The organism is Paenibacillus sp. KS1 (assembly GCF_001680695.1).
GTDB classification, from domain to species: domain Bacteria; phylum Bacillota; class Bacilli; order Paenibacillales; family Paenibacillaceae; genus Paenibacillus_B; species Paenibacillus_B suaedae.
Genome location: NZ_MAIS01000040.1, coordinates 1 through 18725 on the forward strand (window position 1 = coordinate 1; position 18725 = coordinate 18725).

General features: G+C 47.9%; 18 protein-coding genes. 12 read left to right on the forward strand and 6 right to left on the reverse strand.

The features are described from left to right. The first annotated feature begins 118 nt into the window (after window positions 1-118). The 5 genes from BBG47_RS14735 (at window position 119) to BBG47_RS14755 (ending at window position 4914) form a co-directional block, all read left to right on the forward strand. Window positions 119-1030, forward strand: a complete 912-nt coding sequence (locus BBG47_RS14735) for an RNA polymerase sigma-70 factor (protein ID WP_065292315.1) — start codon at window positions 119-121, stop codon at window positions 1028-1030. Between the two features lie 21 nt (window positions 1031-1051). Beyond that, window positions 1052-1759, forward strand: a complete 708-nt coding sequence (locus BBG47_RS14740; RefSeq protein ID WP_083189312.1) for a DNA alkylation repair protein — start codon at window positions 1052-1054, stop codon at window positions 1757-1759. 123 nt (window positions 1760-1882) lie between these two features. Beyond that, window positions 1883-3364, forward strand: coding sequence for a WG repeat-containing protein (locus tag BBG47_RS14745; protein WP_065292317.1), 1482 nt, complete (start codon window positions 1883-1885; stop codon window positions 3362-3364). A gap of 80 nt (window positions 3365-3444) precedes the next feature. Continuing rightward, entirely contained in the window at window positions 3445-4458 is a 1014-nt protein-coding gene (locus tag BBG47_RS14750) for a medium chain dehydrogenase/reductase family protein (protein ID WP_083189314.1), read from the forward strand. Between the two features lie 30 nt (window positions 4459-4488). Further along, window positions 4489-4914 (forward strand): MerR family transcriptional regulator, encoded by a 426-nt coding sequence (locus BBG47_RS14755; protein ID WP_065292318.1) that lies wholly within the window; start codon window positions 4489-4491, stop codon window positions 4912-4914. Window positions 4915-5245: 331 nt separating this feature from the next. On the opposite strand, the gene BBG47_RS14760 is transcribed toward BBG47_RS14755, so the two are convergent. Next, complete coding sequence (locus BBG47_RS14760) at window positions 5246-6019, reverse strand: tyrosine-protein phosphatase (protein WP_065292319.1); 774 nt, start codon at window positions 6017-6019, stop codon at window positions 5246-5248. Between the two features lie 127 nt (window positions 6020-6146). Between BBG47_RS14760 and BBG47_RS14765 the strand changes: the two genes are divergently transcribed. Beyond that, on the forward strand, window positions 6147-8099 hold the full coding sequence (locus BBG47_RS14765) for a GTP-binding protein (RefSeq protein ID WP_065292320.1): 1953 nt from the start codon (window positions 6147-6149) through the stop codon (window positions 8097-8099). A gap of 193 nt (window positions 8100-8292) precedes the next feature. On the opposite strand, the gene pepT is transcribed toward BBG47_RS14765, so the two are convergent. The 3 genes from pepT to BBG47_RS14780 form a co-directional block, all read right to left on the reverse strand. Beyond that, window positions 8293-9531 (reverse strand): peptidase T, encoded by a 1239-nt coding sequence (gene pepT / locus BBG47_RS14770; RefSeq protein ID WP_065292321.1) that lies wholly within the window; start codon window positions 9529-9531, stop codon window positions 8293-8295. A 143-nt stretch (window positions 9532-9674) separates the two neighbouring features. Then, window positions 9675-10556 carry an AraC family transcriptional regulator gene (locus tag BBG47_RS14775; RefSeq protein ID WP_065292322.1) on the reverse strand — a complete coding sequence of 294 codons (882 nt, stop codon included), beginning with the start codon at window positions 10554-10556 and terminating at the stop codon, window positions 9675-9677. A gap of 14 nt (window positions 10557-10570) precedes the next feature. After that, window positions 10571-11677: a C45 family autoproteolytic acyltransferase/hydrolase gene (locus tag BBG47_RS14780; RefSeq protein ID WP_065292323.1), complete on the reverse strand. Its 1107-nt coding sequence runs from the start codon at window positions 11675-11677 to the stop codon at window positions 10571-10573. 392 nt (window positions 11678-12069) lie between these two features. Between BBG47_RS14780 and BBG47_RS14785 the strand changes: the two genes are divergently transcribed. The 4 genes from BBG47_RS14785 to BBG47_RS14800 all read left to right on the forward strand — a co-directional run bounded on the left by BBG47_RS14785 (window position 12070) and on the right by BBG47_RS14800 (window position 15564). Then, window positions 12070-12765 carry a response regulator transcription factor gene (locus BBG47_RS14785; RefSeq protein ID WP_065292353.1) on the forward strand — a complete coding sequence of 232 codons (696 nt, stop codon included), beginning with the start codon at window positions 12070-12072 and terminating at the stop codon, window positions 12763-12765. Between the two features lie 23 nt (window positions 12766-12788). After that, complete coding sequence (locus BBG47_RS14790; protein ID WP_254659826.1) at window positions 12789-14078, forward strand: sensor histidine kinase; 1290 nt, start codon at window positions 12789-12791, stop codon at window positions 14076-14078. A 230-nt stretch (window positions 14079-14308) separates the two neighbouring features. Further along, entirely contained in the window at window positions 14309-15067 is a 759-nt protein-coding gene (locus BBG47_RS14795) for a threonine/serine exporter family protein (protein ID WP_065292324.1), read from the forward strand. 68 nt (window positions 15068-15135) lie between these two features. Further along, window positions 15136-15564 (forward strand): threonine/serine exporter family protein, encoded by a 429-nt coding sequence (locus BBG47_RS14800; RefSeq protein WP_021257356.1) that lies wholly within the window; start codon window positions 15136-15138, stop codon window positions 15562-15564. Between the two features lie 417 nt (window positions 15565-15981). Here BBG47_RS14800 and BBG47_RS14810 read toward each other — a convergent pair whose 3' ends face one another. Continuing rightward, the gene (locus tag BBG47_RS14810) at window positions 15982-17307 is read right to left on the reverse strand and encodes a PepSY-associated TM helix domain-containing protein (protein ID WP_065292326.1); all 1326 of its coding nucleotides are present in this window, start codon (window positions 17305-17307) and stop codon (window positions 15982-15984) included. A 262-nt stretch (window positions 17308-17569) separates the two neighbouring features. Here BBG47_RS14810 and BBG47_RS14815 point away from each other — a divergent pair, with 262 nt between their 5' ends. Next, window positions 17570-17956, forward strand: a complete 387-nt coding sequence (locus tag BBG47_RS14815; RefSeq protein WP_254659827.1) for a DMT family transporter — start codon at window positions 17570-17572, stop codon at window positions 17954-17956. A 1-nt stretch (window position 17957) separates the two neighbouring features. Further along, on the forward strand, window positions 17958-18272 hold the full coding sequence (locus BBG47_RS14820) for a DMT family transporter (protein ID WP_065292327.1): 315 nt from the start codon (window positions 17958-17960) through the stop codon (window positions 18270-18272). A 108-nt stretch (window positions 18273-18380) separates the two neighbouring features. Here BBG47_RS14820 and BBG47_RS14825 read toward each other — a convergent pair whose 3' ends face one another. Then, a complete protein-coding gene (locus BBG47_RS14825) occupies window positions 18381-18644 on the reverse strand; it encodes a hypothetical protein (RefSeq protein ID WP_065292328.1) in 264 nt (87 codons plus the stop codon). Between the last annotated feature and the right edge of the window lie 81 nt (window positions 18645-18725).

Below are 18725 nucleotides of genomic sequence, written 5' to 3' on the forward strand. Positions count from 1 at the left end.
ATAAAAAGACAGGGTTTCTCAACAATCTGGGAGGAGCCTTGTGCTCCTCTTTTTCTTCTTTACTCGATGGATCAGAATAGCTTTGGAATGATAGAATGGGGGGCAAAGGAGTGGGAACATGGATGTAAAAGAGCTCCATTCGCTTCATGCACAGGAAGCTAATCCTGTTGAACAATTGTATCGCAGCTATCGGACCTTAGCATTTTCCATTGCATATCGGATGCTGGGCACGGTGTCTGATGCGGAGGATGCCGTGCAGGATTTATTTGCGGATATGGTTGGTAGGAACTTGGATGATGTCCGGCATATCAAGGCGTATATCGCCAAGTGGATGACGAACCGATGTCTGAATGTGCTGCAATCTTCCCGTCGAACGAGAGAGACGTATTTCGGCGAGTGGCTTCCAGAGCCTATCGTTGAACAAGGAGAGCAGCCCGATCAAGTGGCGGAGCGTGCAGATTCGCTATCCTATGCGTATATGGTGATGCTTGAGCGGATGACCCCGATGGAGAGAGCCGTATTTCTGCTGAGGGAAGTATTCGAATATGAGTATGAGGAAATCGCAGATACGGTTGGCAAGTCGACTTCCAACTGTCGCAAAATATTGAGCCGCGCCAAAGAGCACGCGCGAGAATATTCCCCCTCTGCTAGTCAAGATACGGAAGCTAGGCGGACGCTTGTCTCCAAATTCGTGACTGCCTTTCAGCAATACGATATGGAAGCCTTGTTGTCCTTGCTGTCAGAGGATGTGCGACTGACTACCGATGGAGGAGGCAAAGTCCATGCTGCTATGCGGCCTATTATAGGAAGAAGCCGTGTACTGAGGCTGCTTACTTCTCCTAAAGCGTTCGTGGCGCTGCGAAGCTGGGATCTCTCCTTCACTATGGTAAATACGAGCATGAATATGGTGTATCGGGAGCAAGGAGTTGTGAAGGCGGTATGCTGCTGTGAGCTAACGGCTAAGCAAGATCGCATAAGCAACGTTTATGTTATATTTAACCCGGATAAGTTGGATCATATATCGTTGTAGATAGGAGCAGGAGGAATGACGGTGACACTGGACGAAGTCATGGCTAAGCTGGAAGCGATGGGCACAGAGCAAACAAAGAAAACGTTCCTCCGACATGGGGCGCAGGAGCCGCTGTTCGGTGTAAAGATCGGCGATCTGAAGAGGCTGGTCAAGGAAGTTAAGAAGGATCAGCAGCTTGCGCGTGCGCTTTTCGATACAGGGAATAGCGATGCGATGTATTTGGCAGGGCTGACGGTCGATCCATCTGCAATGACCAAGGAACTTCTGAAATCATGGGCTCAAAAGGCACACTGGCATATGATTGTTGAATGTACGGTAGCGGGTGTGGCTGCAGAAAGTCCGTATGCTCTCGAATTAGCGCGCGAATGGATGGCATCCAGAGAAGAGCTGATTGCGACATGCGGATGGAGCACCTATTTGCACTATATCTCGATTACTTCGGACGAGAAGCTGGATATCGATGAGTTAAGTAGAATGCTTGCGCTCGTCGAATCGACGGTTCATCAGGAACGCAATCGGGTGCGGTATGCAATGAATCAATTTGTCATTGTAGTAGGTTCGTATGTATTGGCCCTGCATGCTGAGGCAATGCGGGTGGCAGAGGCTATTGGCAAAGTGAAGGTCAATATGGGCGAGACAGCTTGCAAAGTACCGGAAGCGGCGGCCTATATTCGCAAAGTGGAAGCCGCAGGCAAGCTCGGCGCTAAGCGAAATACATGTATATGTTAAGGTGAAGCACAGGATACGGGTTCCTGTGCTTTTTTGTGCTCGGCTTCAAATATATTTATCGTAAATAGAAACATTTACCTTTTTGCATACGTCCAATGATCCGAATGAGTAAGGAGGGGGAGTATGAATTTATTTGCTAAATTTAGGTTCACTAAGATAGTGGGAACCATTTCGATCGCGTTCATCGTGATGGGAGCAGCGATAGGACTAGGGGCAGATGCAGCTCAAGCAGCAAATTGGGAGATTTATGACAAGGGCGAGCACGTATTTTTACCCGAAGGGCCAATCGAACAGGATGGAGTCATTATGGTGCCGCTTCGTCCGATTGCTGAGCGATTTGGCTACCAAGTGAGTCTTGCGTCAAAGGATAAGGTATTAGCCCAAGGCGGCGTAGTCGGGAAATTGTTATTCACGGCGGGCAGCACGACTGTCCGTATAAATGATGCAGCAAACAAGCAGATGGAGAAACCTGCAGTTTTCATTAACGGCAATCTGTTCATCACGATGGAAATGGCGGGTTATTTGACCGATATCGGTTATTCTGTTGTACCCGGAACATCCTTCATTCAGCTTCGGCCTATTGAGGGAGATGCACTAGCGCATATTCAGAAGCAGTATTGGCATGTGCTGAATAATGAGCAGAATACGCGGTTTATGAATAATCAGGGAGAAATCTTGCTGAATTCGGAATACGGCGGCCATGTAGACTTTGGTTATGATGAGCTTACTCCGGTCATGAATGGTTATCAGTATGTTGGATACATGGATCGCAGTGGCAAGCTGGCTGTTCAAGCGCCGTATTATCGACTTGATTCTTTTTCCGAAGGACTAGCAGCATTCAAAGAATTGCAAAAAAGCGGAAATGGGTATCAAGTGAAGTACGGCTACTTGAACCGTACAGGGAAAGTTGCCATTCCTGCCAAGTATGATCACGGTTATAGCTTCTCCGACGGGTTGGCCAAAGTCGTGCTGAACGGAAAAACATTTTATATCGATCATAATGGCAAGACGGCGATTGCACCAATACCGAATAGTGCTAGTACCGATCCATTCCATGAGGGATTGACAGCCGTCACTGTTTTTACTCAATCCAATGGAGAGATCAAGCAGAAAACTGGATTTATTGATACGACTGGCAAGTTCGTGATACCACCTATGTTCGATTATGCCGGATATTTTTCTGATGGAATGGCGATGGCGGCTGCTGAAAGCGGCAAGAAAAATGGTTATATAGACAGAACGGGAAAATGGATAATTACGATGCAAGATGCAGATCTCTACCCTTTTCAAAATGGATTCGCACAGTACTATGATCGGAAGTCCAAAACAACAGGTTTCATCGATAAGAAGGGGAAAAAGCTGCTGTTTCCTAATGTCAGCAATCTCTCCGACCTTTCTGAAGGGCTTGTTCGCTTTCAGCGCAAAGGCTTGTATGGCTATATGGATGTGAACGGGAAGACGATTATTGAACCTCAATTTAAGTATGCCTCCACCTTTGAAGGCGGGATCGCCCAAGTGGAATTACAATCGCCTGATCCCAACCATTCGATCCATGCATGTATTAACAAGACGGGAGAAGTAATTTGGAGGGATGATGCGAAATAAGCTTGAGTGTTGACTTCGAGTGAACTCGAAGGTCTACAATACAGCCATCGACGAAGAATCAGCTAAAGGAGAGATGGCTTGTGTGTAATATCAAGATGACTGTAACTGAATATGGAGGGCCGGATGTGCTGCATGCTATGCAAGAACCGCTGCGTACACCCGAAGCGGGCGAAGTTCGCGTGAAGGTACAAAGTGCTGGCGTTGCGCTTGCAGATATTATGCGCAGGGAAGGTCTGTATCCGATGTCGCCTGAGGTACCTTTTGTTCCTGGATATGATGCGGTTGGGATCGTTGATGCAGTTGGAGCTGACGTGAACGACTATGCAGTAGGGGATCGCGTTGCTGTATTTTTTAACGGAACAGGCGGATATGCATCGCATGTGTATGCCCGAATGGAGGAGGTTGTTCTGATCCCTGCGGAAGTAGATGCTTCAGAGGCGGCAGCTTGTATGCTGAATTATGTGACGGCATATCAGATGCTGCACCGCATCGCGAATGTATCGGAGGGGGAACGAATCCTTATCCATGGCGCGAGCGGTGGTGTAGGGACGGCGTTGCTGGACTTGGGGCGATTGGCGAAACTGGAGATGTACGGAACAGCCTCGGCAGCGAAGCATCAGGTTGTTGCAGGGTATGGTGCGATTCCGATAGACTATCATGCAGATGACTTTGTTGAGGTACTTGCTAGCATCGCTCCTGAAGGAATGGATGCCGTGTTCGATCCGATTGGGGGCTCCAATTGGGAGCGTTCCATGCGGACGTTGAGTACGAAGGGACGCTTTGTCGGTTACGGCTATACATCCGTACTGGAGAAAGGACATACAAACAATTGGGTGAAGGATTGGACGGGGGCCGCTGCCTGCGGGACAACGGAGAGCGGGAACCCTGTGCACATGTATAGTATTACTACGCTGAAGAAGGAACGATTGGATTGGTTCCGTGAAGATGTGCAAGCCGTCATGTCCCTGCTGGAAGCGGGTGAGATCCATCCTCTTATCTCTCATCGGATTCCACTGCAAGAGGCAGCTCACGCGCAGGAGCTGTTGACAGGAGCCCATTCTGTGGGGAAAATCATTCTTGTGGAAAATACGTAATTAAGTCGTTGGGAAGGAGCTAATAAAGGGATGTACTCCATTGGGGAAGCAGCACGAATAACCGGGGTATCTGCCTATACACTTCGATATTATGAACAGATTGGCCTCCTCCCTAGTCCGCAGCGTCAAGGTGGGAAACCGGAAGGTGTGAGACAGTATAGCGATCAGGATTTGAGATTCATTCAATTCATCTATGGATTGAAGCAAACGGGCATGAAGCTGGAAGATATTGCAGCGTTTGCTGAGGATGGATGCCTATTGTCTGGCGAGCGTCTGCCGCATGATATAGAGGATACCTTGCACAAACGAATGGACATGCTTGATCGTCATCTTACGCGACTTAACGCGCAGATTGAACAGCTGGAATCTGTCAGAACGATAGCCGTTGAGAAGCGAAAGATGTACGCCTCGATCCTCCTGACTCAGGAGAAGAAGGCAATGGATCATAGGGGCTAGCCGATGTGGGTTTGCCCTGATTGATCAACAAGTTCTATTTATGTCACTGATATACATTTGCTATAAGAGATATTGGAACTATTAAGTATCAATTAGGATGAGAGTAAGAAAAAAATAAAATGGCTGCTATCCTACCAACTCCAATAGCACCTGCCATAATTCGCAATACCTCCTATACAAAGAGATGATAATCATGTGCCATCAATAAATGGGGTAAATACCCTTTAAAATGAGTTTATACCACACTTATGGCTAGGTGCAATACGTTCTCTGGGATTGACTTCATCCTCACACGCAAACAGGACTAATCCGAGTGGGGTTAGTCCTGTTCTTAACTATTGTTCAATGCCTCAAGCAGTTTCTGCTTCAAGGCTATGATTTGACTTTCGGTCAATCCAATTGCCGCTAAATAACGCTCTGATCCTCCATATGCTGCATGCAGATATTGAAGCATCATCTCCATGTTGCTAGGATCGCATCCAAGGAACTGTTCATATAAGTCTGCGGGCATTCCTTCCGGTCGGCCGGCGCGCAGCTCGTCCATAATAGGGAGGAGACATTCAGCTGTCATCGCATAATCCTCAATAATGATTGTATGCGGTACACCTGCCAGATCCAGCAGCAAGGCAGCAACCATACCTGTTCGATCTTTCCCAGCTGTACAGTGGAAGAGAACGGCTTCGTCAGAAGGATTAGCAAGAATTTCGAATATTCCCAGGAATGCATCTTGGCTATTGTCCAGCATACTGAGGTACAGTTGGCCTAGACTATTAACTTGAGGTTGGTTCGTTGTCGCTGGATTCAGGAGATCGACATTATGATAGGCAACGTTGTCGGAATCAGCAAATGCATCCTTGGCGACGCTCACCTCTTGCGCGTGACGCAAGTCGATAACCGTATGAATTCCACGTCCCAGCAATAGCGCTTGGTCGCGCTCGGTCAGCTTGTGCTGGCCATCGCCGCGATAGAAGCGCCCCCATTGGATTGCACGCCCTTCTTTTGTTGGATATCCCCCTAGGTCACGCACATTGCATGCGCCTTCCAAGCTGATGATTCGTTCATTTTGCTTTGGCTGTGGCACGAATTGATTGTTGTCTTCGCTCATTGTTTCTATCCGCCTCTCATGAAGTAGGTAAGTCTATGCTATCATAGACAACAGGAAAGGGACATAAGCAGAAATGGGCAAAACAGACGCAGGGGACAGACATTTATAGCAGCAATGAGGTGTCTTTATGAATATTACATTGGGCCTGTTCGCCCATGTGGACGCAGGGAAAACGACTTTTGCCGAGCAGGTTCTATATCATACGAGAAGCATACAGCAGCGGGGACGGGGAGATAACAAGGATGCTTTTCTGGATAGCCATGAGATTGAGAAGGAACGCGGCATTACGATATTTGCCGATCAAGCCGTGATGACGTATAGAGGCAATATCTACACACTTATCGATACACCCGGCCACGTCGATTTTTCCGCAGAAATGGAGCGGGCGATACAAGTTATGGATGTCGCCGTCATCATTGTAAGCAGTGTGGAAGGTATTCAAGGGCACACCGAAACGGTATGGAAGCTGCTGCAGGAGCGGGGAGTGCCAACAGTCTTCTTCTTGAACAAAATAGATCGAGTGGGTGCGGATGTAGATCAGGTCATCGCAGATATCCACGAGAATTTGACCCCAGATATCATCAACATGACATCTTATGATCCGGATCAAGGGCTGAGTGAAGAGATCATTGCCTTCATGGCTGAGCGGAATGATCAGTTGTTCGAGCTCTATATGGAGGAAGGCTATGAGCAAGCGGTATGGCTCAGGGAGATGCGGCATATGCTTGCCGAGCGCAGATGGTTCCCTTGCGTATGCGGTTCGGCGCTGCAGGATGTAGGCGTGCAGCAGGCTTTGGAGCTTATCCATCAATTCGTGCAGACTGAATATTGCACCACGGGAGAAATGGCGGGACTGGTGTATAAAGTCCGCTTTGATGACCAGGGAACGCGTACTACCCATATGAAGGTTACGAGCGGGACGTTGTCTGTTCGGGATGAAATCCGATATGGGACAGAAGTGGATACCATCCTTGAGAAGATTACATCTATTCGTGTCTATAATGGGCAGAAGGCACAAAAGGTCGAGTTTGTAGAAGCAGGACAGCTATGTGCGGTAACGGGGCTTACGGCTGCTTCTGCAGGAGTGGGTGTCGGCGCCTATAAGGACACTGCTATCTATCATATTGTACCTACACTCAAGTCCAAGGTTATCTTCCCAGCCGAGTTGCACGTGAAGGAGGTGCTGGCTTGCTTCCACCGGTTGGATGCGGAAGATCCTGCTCTTCGTGTGCAGTGGGATGAGCATGTTCAGGAGATTCACATTCACGTCATGGGTGCTATTCAACTGGAAGTGTTAGCGCGGATCGTGAAGGAACGATTCGGCATTACGGTATCATTTGCGGATCCTGAAATTCTCTATAAAGAAACGATACGCTCTACCGTGAATGGATGCGGACACTTTGAACCGCTTGGGCACTATGCAGAGGCACGCTTGCGTATGGAGCCTGGAGAACGAGACAGCGGCATTCAGGTGTTCAACGAGTGTCATCCCGATGAGCTTGGCGTCAATTATCAGAATTTAATTATGCAGCATTTGCTGGAAAGGGATCACCATGGGCTGCTGACGGGGTCGCCGCTAACGGACGTGCGGATTACACTGCTGACAGGACGAGCACATAACTGCCATACGAGTGGCGGGGATTTCCGAGAGGCTTCTTTCCGTGCGCTGCGTCAAGGGTTGGAGCAGGCGGATAACGTACTGTTGGAACCGTATTACGACTTCAAAATAACGGTGGATACGGATGATATGGGCAAGGTAATGGCGGATGTGCAGAAGGCGCATGGTGCACTTGAACCCCCTGCATTTATCGGCAGTAAGGCGGTCATCACAGGGAAGGTTCCGGTCTCCACTTTCATGAACTACAGCACGGAGCTTGCCGCCTATACACAGGGCAAAGGGATGATTCAGCTTCTATTCGGCGGATACGATGTGTGTCATAATGCGGATGAGGTGATTGCACGCAAGAGCTACGACAAGGACGCAGATCCGGCCTATACATCCTCTTCCATCTTCTGTGCCAAGGGACAGGCGTATCGAGTTCCATGGGATGAGGCAGATTCCCATATGCATAGTGAATAACATAGCTAATAACGGAGCTAGAATTTTTGTGCATCAGACCTACGTGCACAAGGAGGATCGTCCCCATACGATCGCCAGTCTAAGCGTTTATTTCCGTACTACCATAAAGAAAGGCTGTCCAACAGAATGGGGAATCTCCCAACTTGGACAGCCTTCTTCCGTTCCTCTATTTTAGACAGAACGCGTGAAGCAATTATTCAGCGCCTTGCTGTTCGAACAGCTTCACAATTTCAACAATGACCTCTGTAGCCTTCTGCATATTATCGACAGACACATATTCATAGCGGCCATGATAGTTCTCTCCGCCTGTGAAAATGTTCGGTGTAGGCAGTCCCATATAAGACAATTGTGAACCGTCTGTACCACCGCGGATCGGCTTGATATCAGGCTCTACGCCAACGTTCTTCATCGCTTTGTAGGCAATGTCGACTATGTGCTTCACAGGTTCGATTTTTTCACGCATATTGTAATACTGATCCTTCAGCTCAATGCTGATGCGTTCAGCTCCATACTTCTCCTGCAAGCTCTTCACGATGTTCTCCATGTTCTGCTTGCGAGCGTTGAAGTTGTCTCGATCGAAATCACGAATAATGTAGCGAAGCTTCGTCAGCTCTACGTCGCCGCTAATGGAGGACAGATGGTAGAAGCCTTCATAGCCTTCTGTCGATTCTGGAGCTTCCTCTACAGGCAAGCGGCTATTGAACTCCATGGCGATTTTCGCAGCATTGACCATTTTGTTCTTGGCCGTACCTGGATGCACGTTCTTGCCCTTGAAGGTCAATGTGGCTTGTGCAGCATTGAAGCTCTCATATTCCAACTCGCCAAGCGGGCCTCCGTCTACCGTGTACGCATAACGAGCATTAAAGGCTTCTACATCGAAGCGATGAGGGCCTCTGCCGATTTCCTCGTCCGGAGTGAAGGCAACGCGAACCTTCCCGTGCTTGATTTCTGGATTACGAATCAAGTACGCCATCGCTGTCATAATTTCAGTAATGCCAGCTTTATCGTCTGCGCCGAGCAGTGTTGTGCCATCTGTTGTAACGAGCGTATGCCCGATGTAATTATGTAGTTCAGGGAAGTCCTTTGGCGAGAGAACAACGCCTTGTGCTTCATTCAGCACGATGTCCTTGCCGTCGTAGTTCTCAACCAGTTGAGGATTCACGCCTTCGCCCGATAGTTCGGTAGCTGTGTCCACATGGGAGAGGAAGCCGATTGTAGGAATGTCCTTGTCTGTATTGGCAGGAAGCGTAGCCATGACGTAGCCGTTCTCGTCCATTGTCACTTCTTCCATGCCGAGTGCCTTCAGCTCATCCACGAGCAGGCGAGCCAAGTCGAGCTGTCCAGGTGTGGAAGGGCAAGTTTCGCTGTCGTCATTGGATTGGGTATTCACTTTAACATAGGATGTAAAGCGTTCAATTAGTTCTTGTTTCACGACATTTCACCTCTGAATAGTAGCGTATCAATCTCCTTTCATCTTACCACGAATAGCAGGACTTTACCCTATTTGTGGCAGCGTCCCCTTGGAACATGTTTAAGAGGGGAGGGGGTGCCATTCCAACTTCTCATGAACCCTCCCTATTTTTGAATGGGGATGTGAATCCATATCGTCGACTGTGGATGCTGTGGTCCATAGAAGTCACGTCCATATACCTCGAAGTCTGCCCGATCATCGAGGCGAAGCGGTGTGTTGTTCAGCCATGTTCCCCAGATGTAATCGTAGGTGCTCCGGAGCTGCTGGGTAGTACCCTGATGCTTGAAGACAGCATAGGTACCGGCAGATATGGTGTACGACCACATGCCGTGCGGAATGTCAGCAATACGCTCCACGGCGAATCCAGCCATATGCCCAAAAGTTGAATGCTCCGTGATGTCTCGGAACCTGACATCTTGTTGGGGTGGACATATTCCGTAGCTTGTGAGTTCCGACGTCAGAGCGCGGATTTCATGACGACGTTGAAGTAGTTCCTTCCACAGTTCCGGTATCGTATTGTGATCGGGAGAGACAGCCCCGCTAACCCCTACGACATGAATATCATCGATTTCCGTGATGCTGGGGACAAGGCTAATGGAATCAAGCCGATGCTGCAGGCGCTCGCCCAACAGTGTATCCTTCTCGAGGAAGATGGGACGTCTGCTGCGCTTACGGAAACTGCCTGGCGTTATGCCGAAGACCTGCTTGAATGAGCGGGAGAAGGCCTCTTGGGACTCAAATTGAAACTCTAAGGCAATGTCCAATATGGATCGCTCACTCGACAGTAAGACTACAGCAGCTTCGGTTAGTCTACGCTTGCGAATGTAGTCACCGAGTTTCTCCCCTGTCATTGCAGCAAAAATACGATGAAAATGATAGTATGACAAATGGACAGAGGCGGCTACACGCTCTGCATCCAGCCGCTCTGTCAGATGTGATTCGATGAATCGAATCGCTTGTTCAATTTGTTCCTTATAGGTTTGCATAACCGGATCACCACTTATTTCATTTGCCAAAAATCAGGTGCATAATCATGATGACGTATCGATATCTGCACATGATCAACTGGCATTTTCCCGCCTACGGGCACAGTATACCATGGATTATCAATTGGAGAACCAAAGCATATATTGATCGTTCGATCATCCAAGTCGAACAGCATGGAACGCAATGTGCCGAACCACTGGTTGTAATTATGAACAGCCAAGCCTTGCGGGTATTCAGTTGAAACTAAGGATTGCAGATCCTCCATCGTTACAGAATCAGGCCGCTCCAGGAACTGCTGCAAGATGTGCTGGCGGACGACCGAATGATTCAATTTGCCGGGCTCCAATTGCTCAATATCCGCGAACAGCGGATGGTTCGTGGCTGCGATATAAGGAGTTTGGCTTGTATCTCCTACCTCGCGAATTGCTTTGTGTCCGTCGAAGGTTTCAACCAATGCTGCATGACCATGCGGGTCGCAGATGATGAGATTCATGTTGGATGCAATCGGCATCTCCTTCACGAGATGCAGGGCTTCGCTGACGTTGCGGCACTGTTCTAGTAAAGCGCGCACGACTGCCCAGAATTGCAAGCCGCTAGCTCTAGGGGGTCTCATACCGGGTGCATTGCCTACAGGCATACCGCAAGCAGAGAAGGTGACGCATAGTCCATGCTCATTCATGCCTTCCGTTCTGCCGAACAGAAATACGGAAAAGCCAGTATGCTTATACGCCTTCTCAATGGATGTAGAGCATAGCCTCATATCATCCACATTGGGGGAGAGATCGTAATTGCGGAGCATGTACGTGTGCCCATTCTCGGTTTTAGCTGGAAGGATAGCACAATGGCTGCATCCTGAATGAAGCGCAGAGTTGGCATAATAAGAAATCAGCGACGGCGGCACTTCTAATGCCGCACAGAATCCGTCAATCTCCTCCGTTATTCCTGGACAATATTGTTCAAGTAGTGCGGCCGCCTCTTTCCATTGATCCTCAGGTAACGGCTCGTTCAATAATATGCCTTGCAGAAAGTGAGGATGCCTCTTCGCAAACTCTCCTTGCTGGTACCCCGCCTCAAAACGCGTTCCCTCGATATAAGAAAAATAGCCTTGGATTTGCTGCATACATAAATCCCCCTTCATGACATTGTTAGCTCTTGTTCTAGTGTAGCGGGATAAGCTTCCCGCGTTATGATATTTCCTGCTGTCTTGTTAGGGCTGTGCAGCAATACGGCATATTCAGATGTCTCTTGTCTCTGGTTGAGGGCCAATCCTTATCAAATTCTTAATTTCTTAACATTCACTTAACGGCAGGAACAATCCCCCTAACTGGGCGTCCTATTATATATCGCATAATATCGCTTACGTAAGCTGAATTGTAACGCGTAAGGGGTTCGTATTCATCCCGCTGCTAGAAGAGGAGTAAGTAGTTGGAAGTCGAATTAATATGTACCAAGGGAAGACGCTCCTTCAAGCAGAAGCGTTTTATTAGCATACATGGAAAGGGAGATAGTCACATGGGCAAGGAAACGATTCTTGTCGTTGATGATGAGAAGGAAATTATTGAACTGCTGCAAATTTATTTGAAGAATGAAGGGTACGAGCTGCTTCAGGCATCCAATGGAATCGAGGCTTTGGATCTACTGGAGAAGCATGAGGTGCAGCTGATTATTCTGGATGTGATGATGCCTCATATGGATGGCATTCAGGCATGCATGAAGATTCGGGAGGAACGCAATACACCTATTATTATGCTATCCGCGAAGGATCAGGATATAGATAAAATTACAGGGCTCAGCATTGGCGCCGATGATTATGAGACGAAGCCGTTCAATCCGCTCGTGCTGATGGCGCGAATCAAATCTCTGTTGCGGAGAACGAAACAGCTCCGGAAAGAGGAAAATCCGCATACTGAACATGAAATCTTCATTGACGATATGGTGATCAATACAGCGACCTACACGGTTATGGTAGATGATATTCCGGTAAAGCTAACGCCGCGGGAGTTCGCCATATTGAAGCTGCTTGCGGTCAATCGTGGGATCGTGCTCAGCATGGAGAAGATATACGAGGAAGTGTGGAACGAGCCCTTCATGGAATCTAAAAACACGGTAATGGTACATATTCGTAAGATAAGGGAAAAAATCGAGAAGGATCGCCAAAACCCGCAATATATCAAGACGGTCTGGGGCATCGGCTATAAAATGGGATAAGAACGGATATGGAGAAGCGAAACATGACGAAGAAATGGCTGAATTCGATTCGATGGAAATTCCTGATTACATTTATTGCGAGTATCGGTGCCACGGGTATTTTTTTACTGCTCGGACAGCTGCTGGCCTCTTACTTGCTGCAGCACAGCCCGTATAATATAGCGCTGAAATGGGTGATCAATAATATCGGCTCCCAGCCCGTGTTTGTCATGTCGGGATGCCTATTATTTATATTTAGCTACTATCAGCTGAGTCGCCCTATAGTAAGTCAATTCACGAATATCTCGAATGGGCTACAGGAGATGGCGAACGGGAACTTCGCTGTGAATATCCAAATAGATTCGTCGGACGAACTAGGCGATATTGCACAAAGGATCAATGGCGTAGCAACTGAATTGGACAGCTACCTGCAAGAGATTACTCATGGACTGGGTGAAATCGCTACGGGTGAGCTTCAACATGAAATACCGGTAAGATCAGCTCAAATGCTGGGCAATGTGGCGGAGAGTATTAACCAAATGAGTCGACAGTTAAGCCAATCGATTGAGGAAGAGCGGAAGGCGGAGAAAACAAAGAGCGATCTCATTACAGGGGTATCGCATGATTTGCGCACACCGCTAACATCGATCCTCGGCTTCCTTGAGCTTATTGAGAAGGATCGTTATCATGACGAGGTGGAGATTCGTTATTATGTCAACATTGCCTATGAGAAAGCGCTCGACTTGAAAAAACTAATCGATGATTTGTTCGAGTATACACGTATCAATAACGGGCTTCCACTTCAAGTACAGGAACTGCACATTACGAGCTTCATCCGTCAATTAGTGGAGGAATTCGTACCGAGTCTGGAGAAGGCAGGCTTGGAATGCAGGCTGCATGTAGAGAAGGACACGCTCAAGGTACTGGCAGACGGCGACAGGCTCGTTCGAGCTTATGAGAATTTATTGTCAAACGCAATTCAATATGGCCGCAAGGGGCGATATATCGATATTGAGATCCAGTCGCTGGACGAACAGGCGGTTATTCGCATTATCAATTACGGGGATCCGATACCGGAGCGGGATCTGCCATTCATCTTCGACCGATTCTATCGTGTGGAGCAGTCTCGTTCCAAGGAGACAGGCGGTACGGGGCTCGGGCTGGCGATAACGAAAAGTATTATCGAGGCTCATGGAGGGCAAATCGCGGCATACAGCAATACGTATCAGACGACATTCGAGACGATACTGCCAGCAGTTTCGAAGAATCCATCGAGCAACGGAGTAATCGCTGCAGCACCCACGCTGTCCCGTTTACGTGCTACCGCGAGGTGATAACGGAGGCGCTTAACAAAACTAGGCGTTGAGGCTTGAGTCCGCTGCTTGAGCTCAACGGCATGGTAAGGCTCATTGAAGACTCAATGGGCCTTTTTGGGGTGTCGTTCAACCGTAAGGGATCCAACCACAAATCTCGCGAATAGACGCATAATCAGCAGGCATAGACTAAAGATTGTACTGTCGGTTACAATATGGGAAATTCATGCCATTCATAGGGGAGACATCGGATGAGCCTACAAGCAAATGAGAGCTATGAAATTACACAGCTGTGCTTATTAGCCGGGAAGATTATGCTGCAGAGCGGCGGAGAGACGAGTCGGGTGGAAGATACCATGATACGTATTGCTGCTTCCTATGGATACGAGAATTGCCATAGCTTCGTGACACCTACAGGTATTATTTTCGCAATAGATGGTTCAGCACCAATTACACGCTTGTACCGAATCTCTGAGCGGTCGACGGATCTGAAGAAGGTGACGCTCGTCAATGATATTTCACGGAAGATCAGCAGCGGCAGCTTGTCCTATACAGAGGCTCATCGTTTGCTGAAAAAAATTGAGGTCTCCAATCTGGCTTACCCCATATGGCTGCAGATTGCTGCTGCGATGCTGTCGAGCGGCTGCTTTACGATTATGTTCCGGGGCGGATGGCCTGAGTTCATTCCCTCGCTGCTTGCTGGCGGGCTTGGATTTTCACTCTTTCTGTATTTCCATCGCTTATCGCGGATTAAGTTTTTCTCTGAATTTCTAGCATCGATTGTAGTCGGAACGGTATCCTATTTCTGTGTTCAGTATGGTCTAGGTCGTGATCTCGATAAGATCATCATCGGATCGGTGATGCCGCTTGTTCCTGGGCTGCTCATTACGAATGCAGTTCGTGATTTGATGGCGGGACACTTAGTATCTGGGATCTCGAAGGGAGCGGAAGCATTTTTGACTGCCTTCGCGATTGGAGCAGGAGTCGCTTGTGTCTTGTCATTTGCCTAGGATCGCAATTAAGTAGTGGATTTAGAACTCAACACGATGGACATATAGACTGAGGGAGGCACTTGGTTATGATTGAGCAGCTCATTGTGAGCTTCGTTGCTTCGGCTGCGTTCGGAATTCTATTCAACAGTCCGCCTAAGCTGATGCTTCAATGTGGATTTGTCGGCATGGCAGGCTGGTTCGTATATATTCTGTGCACGGACAATAATATTGGCCCTATTCCTGCGAGCTTGGCCGCATCATTCGTCATTGCGATGATGAGTCATTTGTTCGCTAAGCTGTATCGCACCCCGATTATTGTGTTCAACGTTGCCGGTGTCATTCCGCTTGTACCCGGTGGCATAGCATATGATGCGATGCGAAATATTGTAGAAGATCAGTACGATCAGGCGATTCAACTTGCCTTCAAGGCGTCGATGATATCGGGCGCTATCGCGATCGGAATCATTTTTTCAGAAGTTCTGCATCAGGTGATGCGTAGGCGAGTCAAGGGATAAGGTGATGATGAAGTACGCTCTCCCTTAATTTTTCTTTCTGAATTGTATAGAACAAGAGGCAGCTAAGATGATTAATAAAAATATTGTAAATAGATTAATTCGCTGTCCATATAAGAACTTGGATATCAATTCATTGAGCAAAATCGCACATGTAATGGTTAGCGTGAGGAGAGCGAGTTTACGATTGGGGTTATTTGCTCGTTTGCTGATTAGGATAATAACGCCTATTGTCAATGAGGCGTAGAATAATAATAGAGCCATAACCCCCATTATAGAGAGAGTCATGAAATACCACTTCCTTTACATTAGGTTTGTGGGGATTATATCATACGTGTGCGGCAGGACGATTATTTTATTGTAACCGGGTAGAGCAAAGAAAGGGGAAGGCCGAGGCCTGCCCCCTTTTCTAATTTTCAATTAACCGGTTACGGATTTCGCTGATTTTCCTCGGAATAACAGGAAGCGTAACAATTCAATAAGTGCAATCACAAGCAGGGACATGCCAAGCAGCGGCATGAGCAGACCGAGAATGATTAAAATGACATAGAAGCCGATCATTGATTTCGTGTACGGCTGTCTTGGAGGTGCTGCAAGTCTTCCGCGAGGTCTGCGCATCCACCACATTTTAACTCCCCAGTATACAATGGCAAGCAGTGCAATTACCGTCAGCAGGCATAGGATCTGGTTCGGCCAACCGAATAGATGCCCTTCATGCAAAGGAATCCCATAAGTGAACCACTGGGCGATAAGTCCGTAATCACGGTAGTCGATCTTATGAATCTGTGTGCCGCTATATTGATCGAAGTAAGCTGTTATTTCCTCGCTAGGTTTGATAACATCCATTCCGGTAATGCCTGATCCTGCGGATTTAGATGCCGTGTAGACGTCTTTCTCATCTGCTGGCAGGCTCAAGACGAAAGGCTTGGTCACTCCGTAATGATGGAGCATATGCTCGATATCGTCTACAGAGAGTGGCAGATAGCCGGATGAGGATTGCGGAGCTTTCTCCTTTCTAGTAGCCCATGGCAGCTCCTGCGCTTCGGATTGCGGCGGGCTCACATACAGCTTCGGATACCCGATCGATTCATTGCTTGCCGCCAGTTGATAGATCTGATTGCCCATGAAGCCAGACCAAGGCAGCCCTGTAACGATAAGAATAAGCAACGGTATGGTGAATATAATACCGAAAACGGTATGCCTTGATTTCGCCTTCTCACGCTTCGTTCCAGTGGCAGACGCTCTCTTTTTCCAACCCATATATAGGCCAGAGATGATCAGAAATACTGCCCAGCACGCCGCTAGTTCCACCAAGTAGTTAACGGCGGTTCCACCCACTAGCAATGAACTATGCAAATTCCGAGTTATATTGCCAAAAGTATCGTCGGCAAGGATGCTTCCAACGAGTTGTTTGTTACGATCTACAAATACATATCTTTCTTGACCAGCATCATCACGCATGGAGAATCTGGTGTTGCGCGATTCATCATCGAAGTAACTGACCTTCGTCACTCGTTCCCCCGGGTACGCTTGCTCCGCAGCGGCAATCGCTTGACTTGTTGTTAAGGTCTGGGTGTTGGTGCTCTGTCCAAAGTAAAGTGATTTGTATGCGATATCCTCAATTTCCGATTTGAACAGATATCCAATTCCGCTAAGCGATAACGTAATCAGCAGGGGGGCAATGAACAACCCCGCATAGAAATGCCATCGCCAAAACATATGGCTAAGTCTGTTGTTTGTTTTCATACTATGATGTTCCTCCTCTAAAAACAGGGGCTAGGTTGCAATACTAGGTCATTGTATGTGGATGCGAAAAAGCAGACAAGACTCGATCGGGCTATATTTCACCGCATTTATTGAAAATTTAGTTACTTAATTTCGAGATAATCGTAGTAGAGGATAATTATATAATGGTATATATAGGAAACTGTTGTGGCAAGAAGAAGAGGCAATTGAAGTAGTAGAAGGTCACAAGTAGAACGCCATAAGAAGAAAGGGAGAGAGTGCAATGAATGAGAGCCCTCCATTAAAGCCCGCGGAGGCGGAAGCTGCTGCCAAGAAGAGCAAGGTAATCTCAGTCAATCGTGCGTGGCTGTACATTGTGGTAGGAGGAACCTTAGAGATCGTGTGGGCAAGCGGCTTCAAGTACGAGCAGATTCCACCGCTAGTTGTTCTTGTAGCGCTGCTGCTTAGTTTTGACCTTATTATCCGTGCTGCTGCGGTCATCCCAATCGGGACAACGTACGCCGTATTTGCAGGTATTGGGACTGTTGGAACGGTCGTTGTAGAAGCGGTTATGTCTAATACGTTTAATCCGCTCAAAATCGGAATCATACTGCTGCTTCTGCTGTTCATCATGGGCTTGAAGCTGACGAGTGGGAAGGAGGGGCACTGAGATGGCGTGGATAGCATTAATTGCGGCAGGGCTGCTTGAAGTCATCGGTGTCATCGGTATTAAACGGGTTGCTGAGAAGAACAATTGGCCAAATAATATGATGATGATTGCCGCTTTCCTCCTCAGCTTTAAATTGCTTATCGGAGCCATGCAGATGATACCACTATCGACCGCTTATGCGGTATGGACAGGTGTCGGTACGGTAGGTTCGGCATTGGTGGGGATGCTGGTATACCGGGAATCGAAGCGCCCATTTCGCCTGTTATGCATATTAGGGATCATTGGCTGCGTGGTCGGTTTGAAGCTGCTTGATTAACCGGATCGCTGACAGCAGCCCAACGGGGGGCCAAGATTCCTTTATAGACTGCAACAGTACAAGATGTGTAAATGGATTCTTGGCCAGCCTCATGCCTAAAGCGTGCAGCTATTCATGATGAATACAGATGTTTAAATCGGGGTAAGCTCCGTTAATTATGTTAACTTGTGCAGCTAGTATGTCGTATTCAATTGCCAAGCGGAAAAGCTTATTGTCTGGCAGGAATGTAATGCTCGTTCCTGTATCTTGAGTAATACCGATTGTCCGTAATCTTCCTTGTGGAATACCCTGCTTATAATCTTGGCGGAATACTCTTCCTTCACGGCGAATCTCCACAGAAAGGTTGGATGAGAGCGCATTGACGACCGCCATACTAATCCCCTGTTCTCCTCCAGGAGCTGTGAACGAAGCGCTTCTTGAGAACCTTCCCATATCCGTTAGAACGGATTGTGC

What these genes read in the sequence shown, in the direction of transcription:
- BBG47_RS14825 (WP_065292328.1), bottom strand. Translation starts at nt 18,644, where the DNA reads ATGGCGGTCGTCAATGCGCTCTCATCCAACCTTTCTGTGGAGATTCGC.
- BBG47_RS14800 (WP_021257356.1), top strand. Translation starts at nt 15,136, where the DNA reads ATGATTGAGCAGCTCATTGTGAGCTTCGTTGCTTCGGCTGCGTTCGGA.
- BBG47_RS14775 (WP_065292322.1), bottom strand. Translation starts at nt 10,556, where the DNA reads ATGCAAACCTATAAGGAACAAATTGAACAAGCGATTCGATTCATCGAA.
- BBG47_RS14780 (WP_065292323.1), bottom strand. Translation starts at nt 11,677, where the DNA reads ATGCAGCAAATCCAAGGCTATTTTTCTTATATCGAGGGAACGCGTTTT.
- BBG47_RS14735 (WP_065292315.1), top strand. Translation starts at nt 119, where the DNA reads ATGGATGTAAAAGAGCTCCATTCGCTTCATGCACAGGAAGCTAATCCT.
- BBG47_RS14755 (WP_065292318.1), top strand. Translation starts at nt 4,489, where the DNA reads ATGTACTCCATTGGGGAAGCAGCACGAATAACCGGGGTATCTGCCTAT.
- BBG47_RS14760 (WP_065292319.1), bottom strand. Translation starts at nt 6,019, where the DNA reads ATGAGCGAAGACAACAATCAATTCGTGCCACAGCCAAAGCAAAATGAA.
- BBG47_RS14810 (WP_065292326.1), bottom strand. Translation starts at nt 17,307, where the DNA reads ATGAAAACAAACAACAGACTTAGCCATATGTTTTGGCGATGGCATTTC.
- BBG47_RS14765 (WP_065292320.1), top strand. Translation starts at nt 6,147, where the DNA reads ATGAATATTACATTGGGCCTGTTCGCCCATGTGGACGCAGGGAAAACG.
- BBG47_RS14795 (WP_065292324.1), top strand. Translation starts at nt 14,309, where the DNA reads ATGAGCCTACAAGCAAATGAGAGCTATGAAATTACACAGCTGTGCTTA.
- BBG47_RS14790 (WP_254659826.1), top strand. Translation starts at nt 12,789, where the DNA reads ATGACGAAGAAATGGCTGAATTCGATTCGATGGAAATTCCTGATTACA.
- BBG47_RS14785 (WP_065292353.1), top strand. Translation starts at nt 12,070, where the DNA reads ATGGGCAAGGAAACGATTCTTGTCGTTGATGATGAGAAGGAAATTATT.
- BBG47_RS14815 (WP_254659827.1), top strand. Translation starts at nt 17,570, where the DNA reads ATGAATGAGAGCCCTCCATTAAAGCCCGCGGAGGCGGAAGCTGCTGCC.
- BBG47_RS14820 (WP_065292327.1), top strand. Translation starts at nt 17,958, where the DNA reads ATGGCGTGGATAGCATTAATTGCGGCAGGGCTGCTTGAAGTCATCGGT.
- BBG47_RS14745 (WP_065292317.1), top strand. Translation starts at nt 1,883, where the DNA reads ATGAATTTATTTGCTAAATTTAGGTTCACTAAGATAGTGGGAACCATT.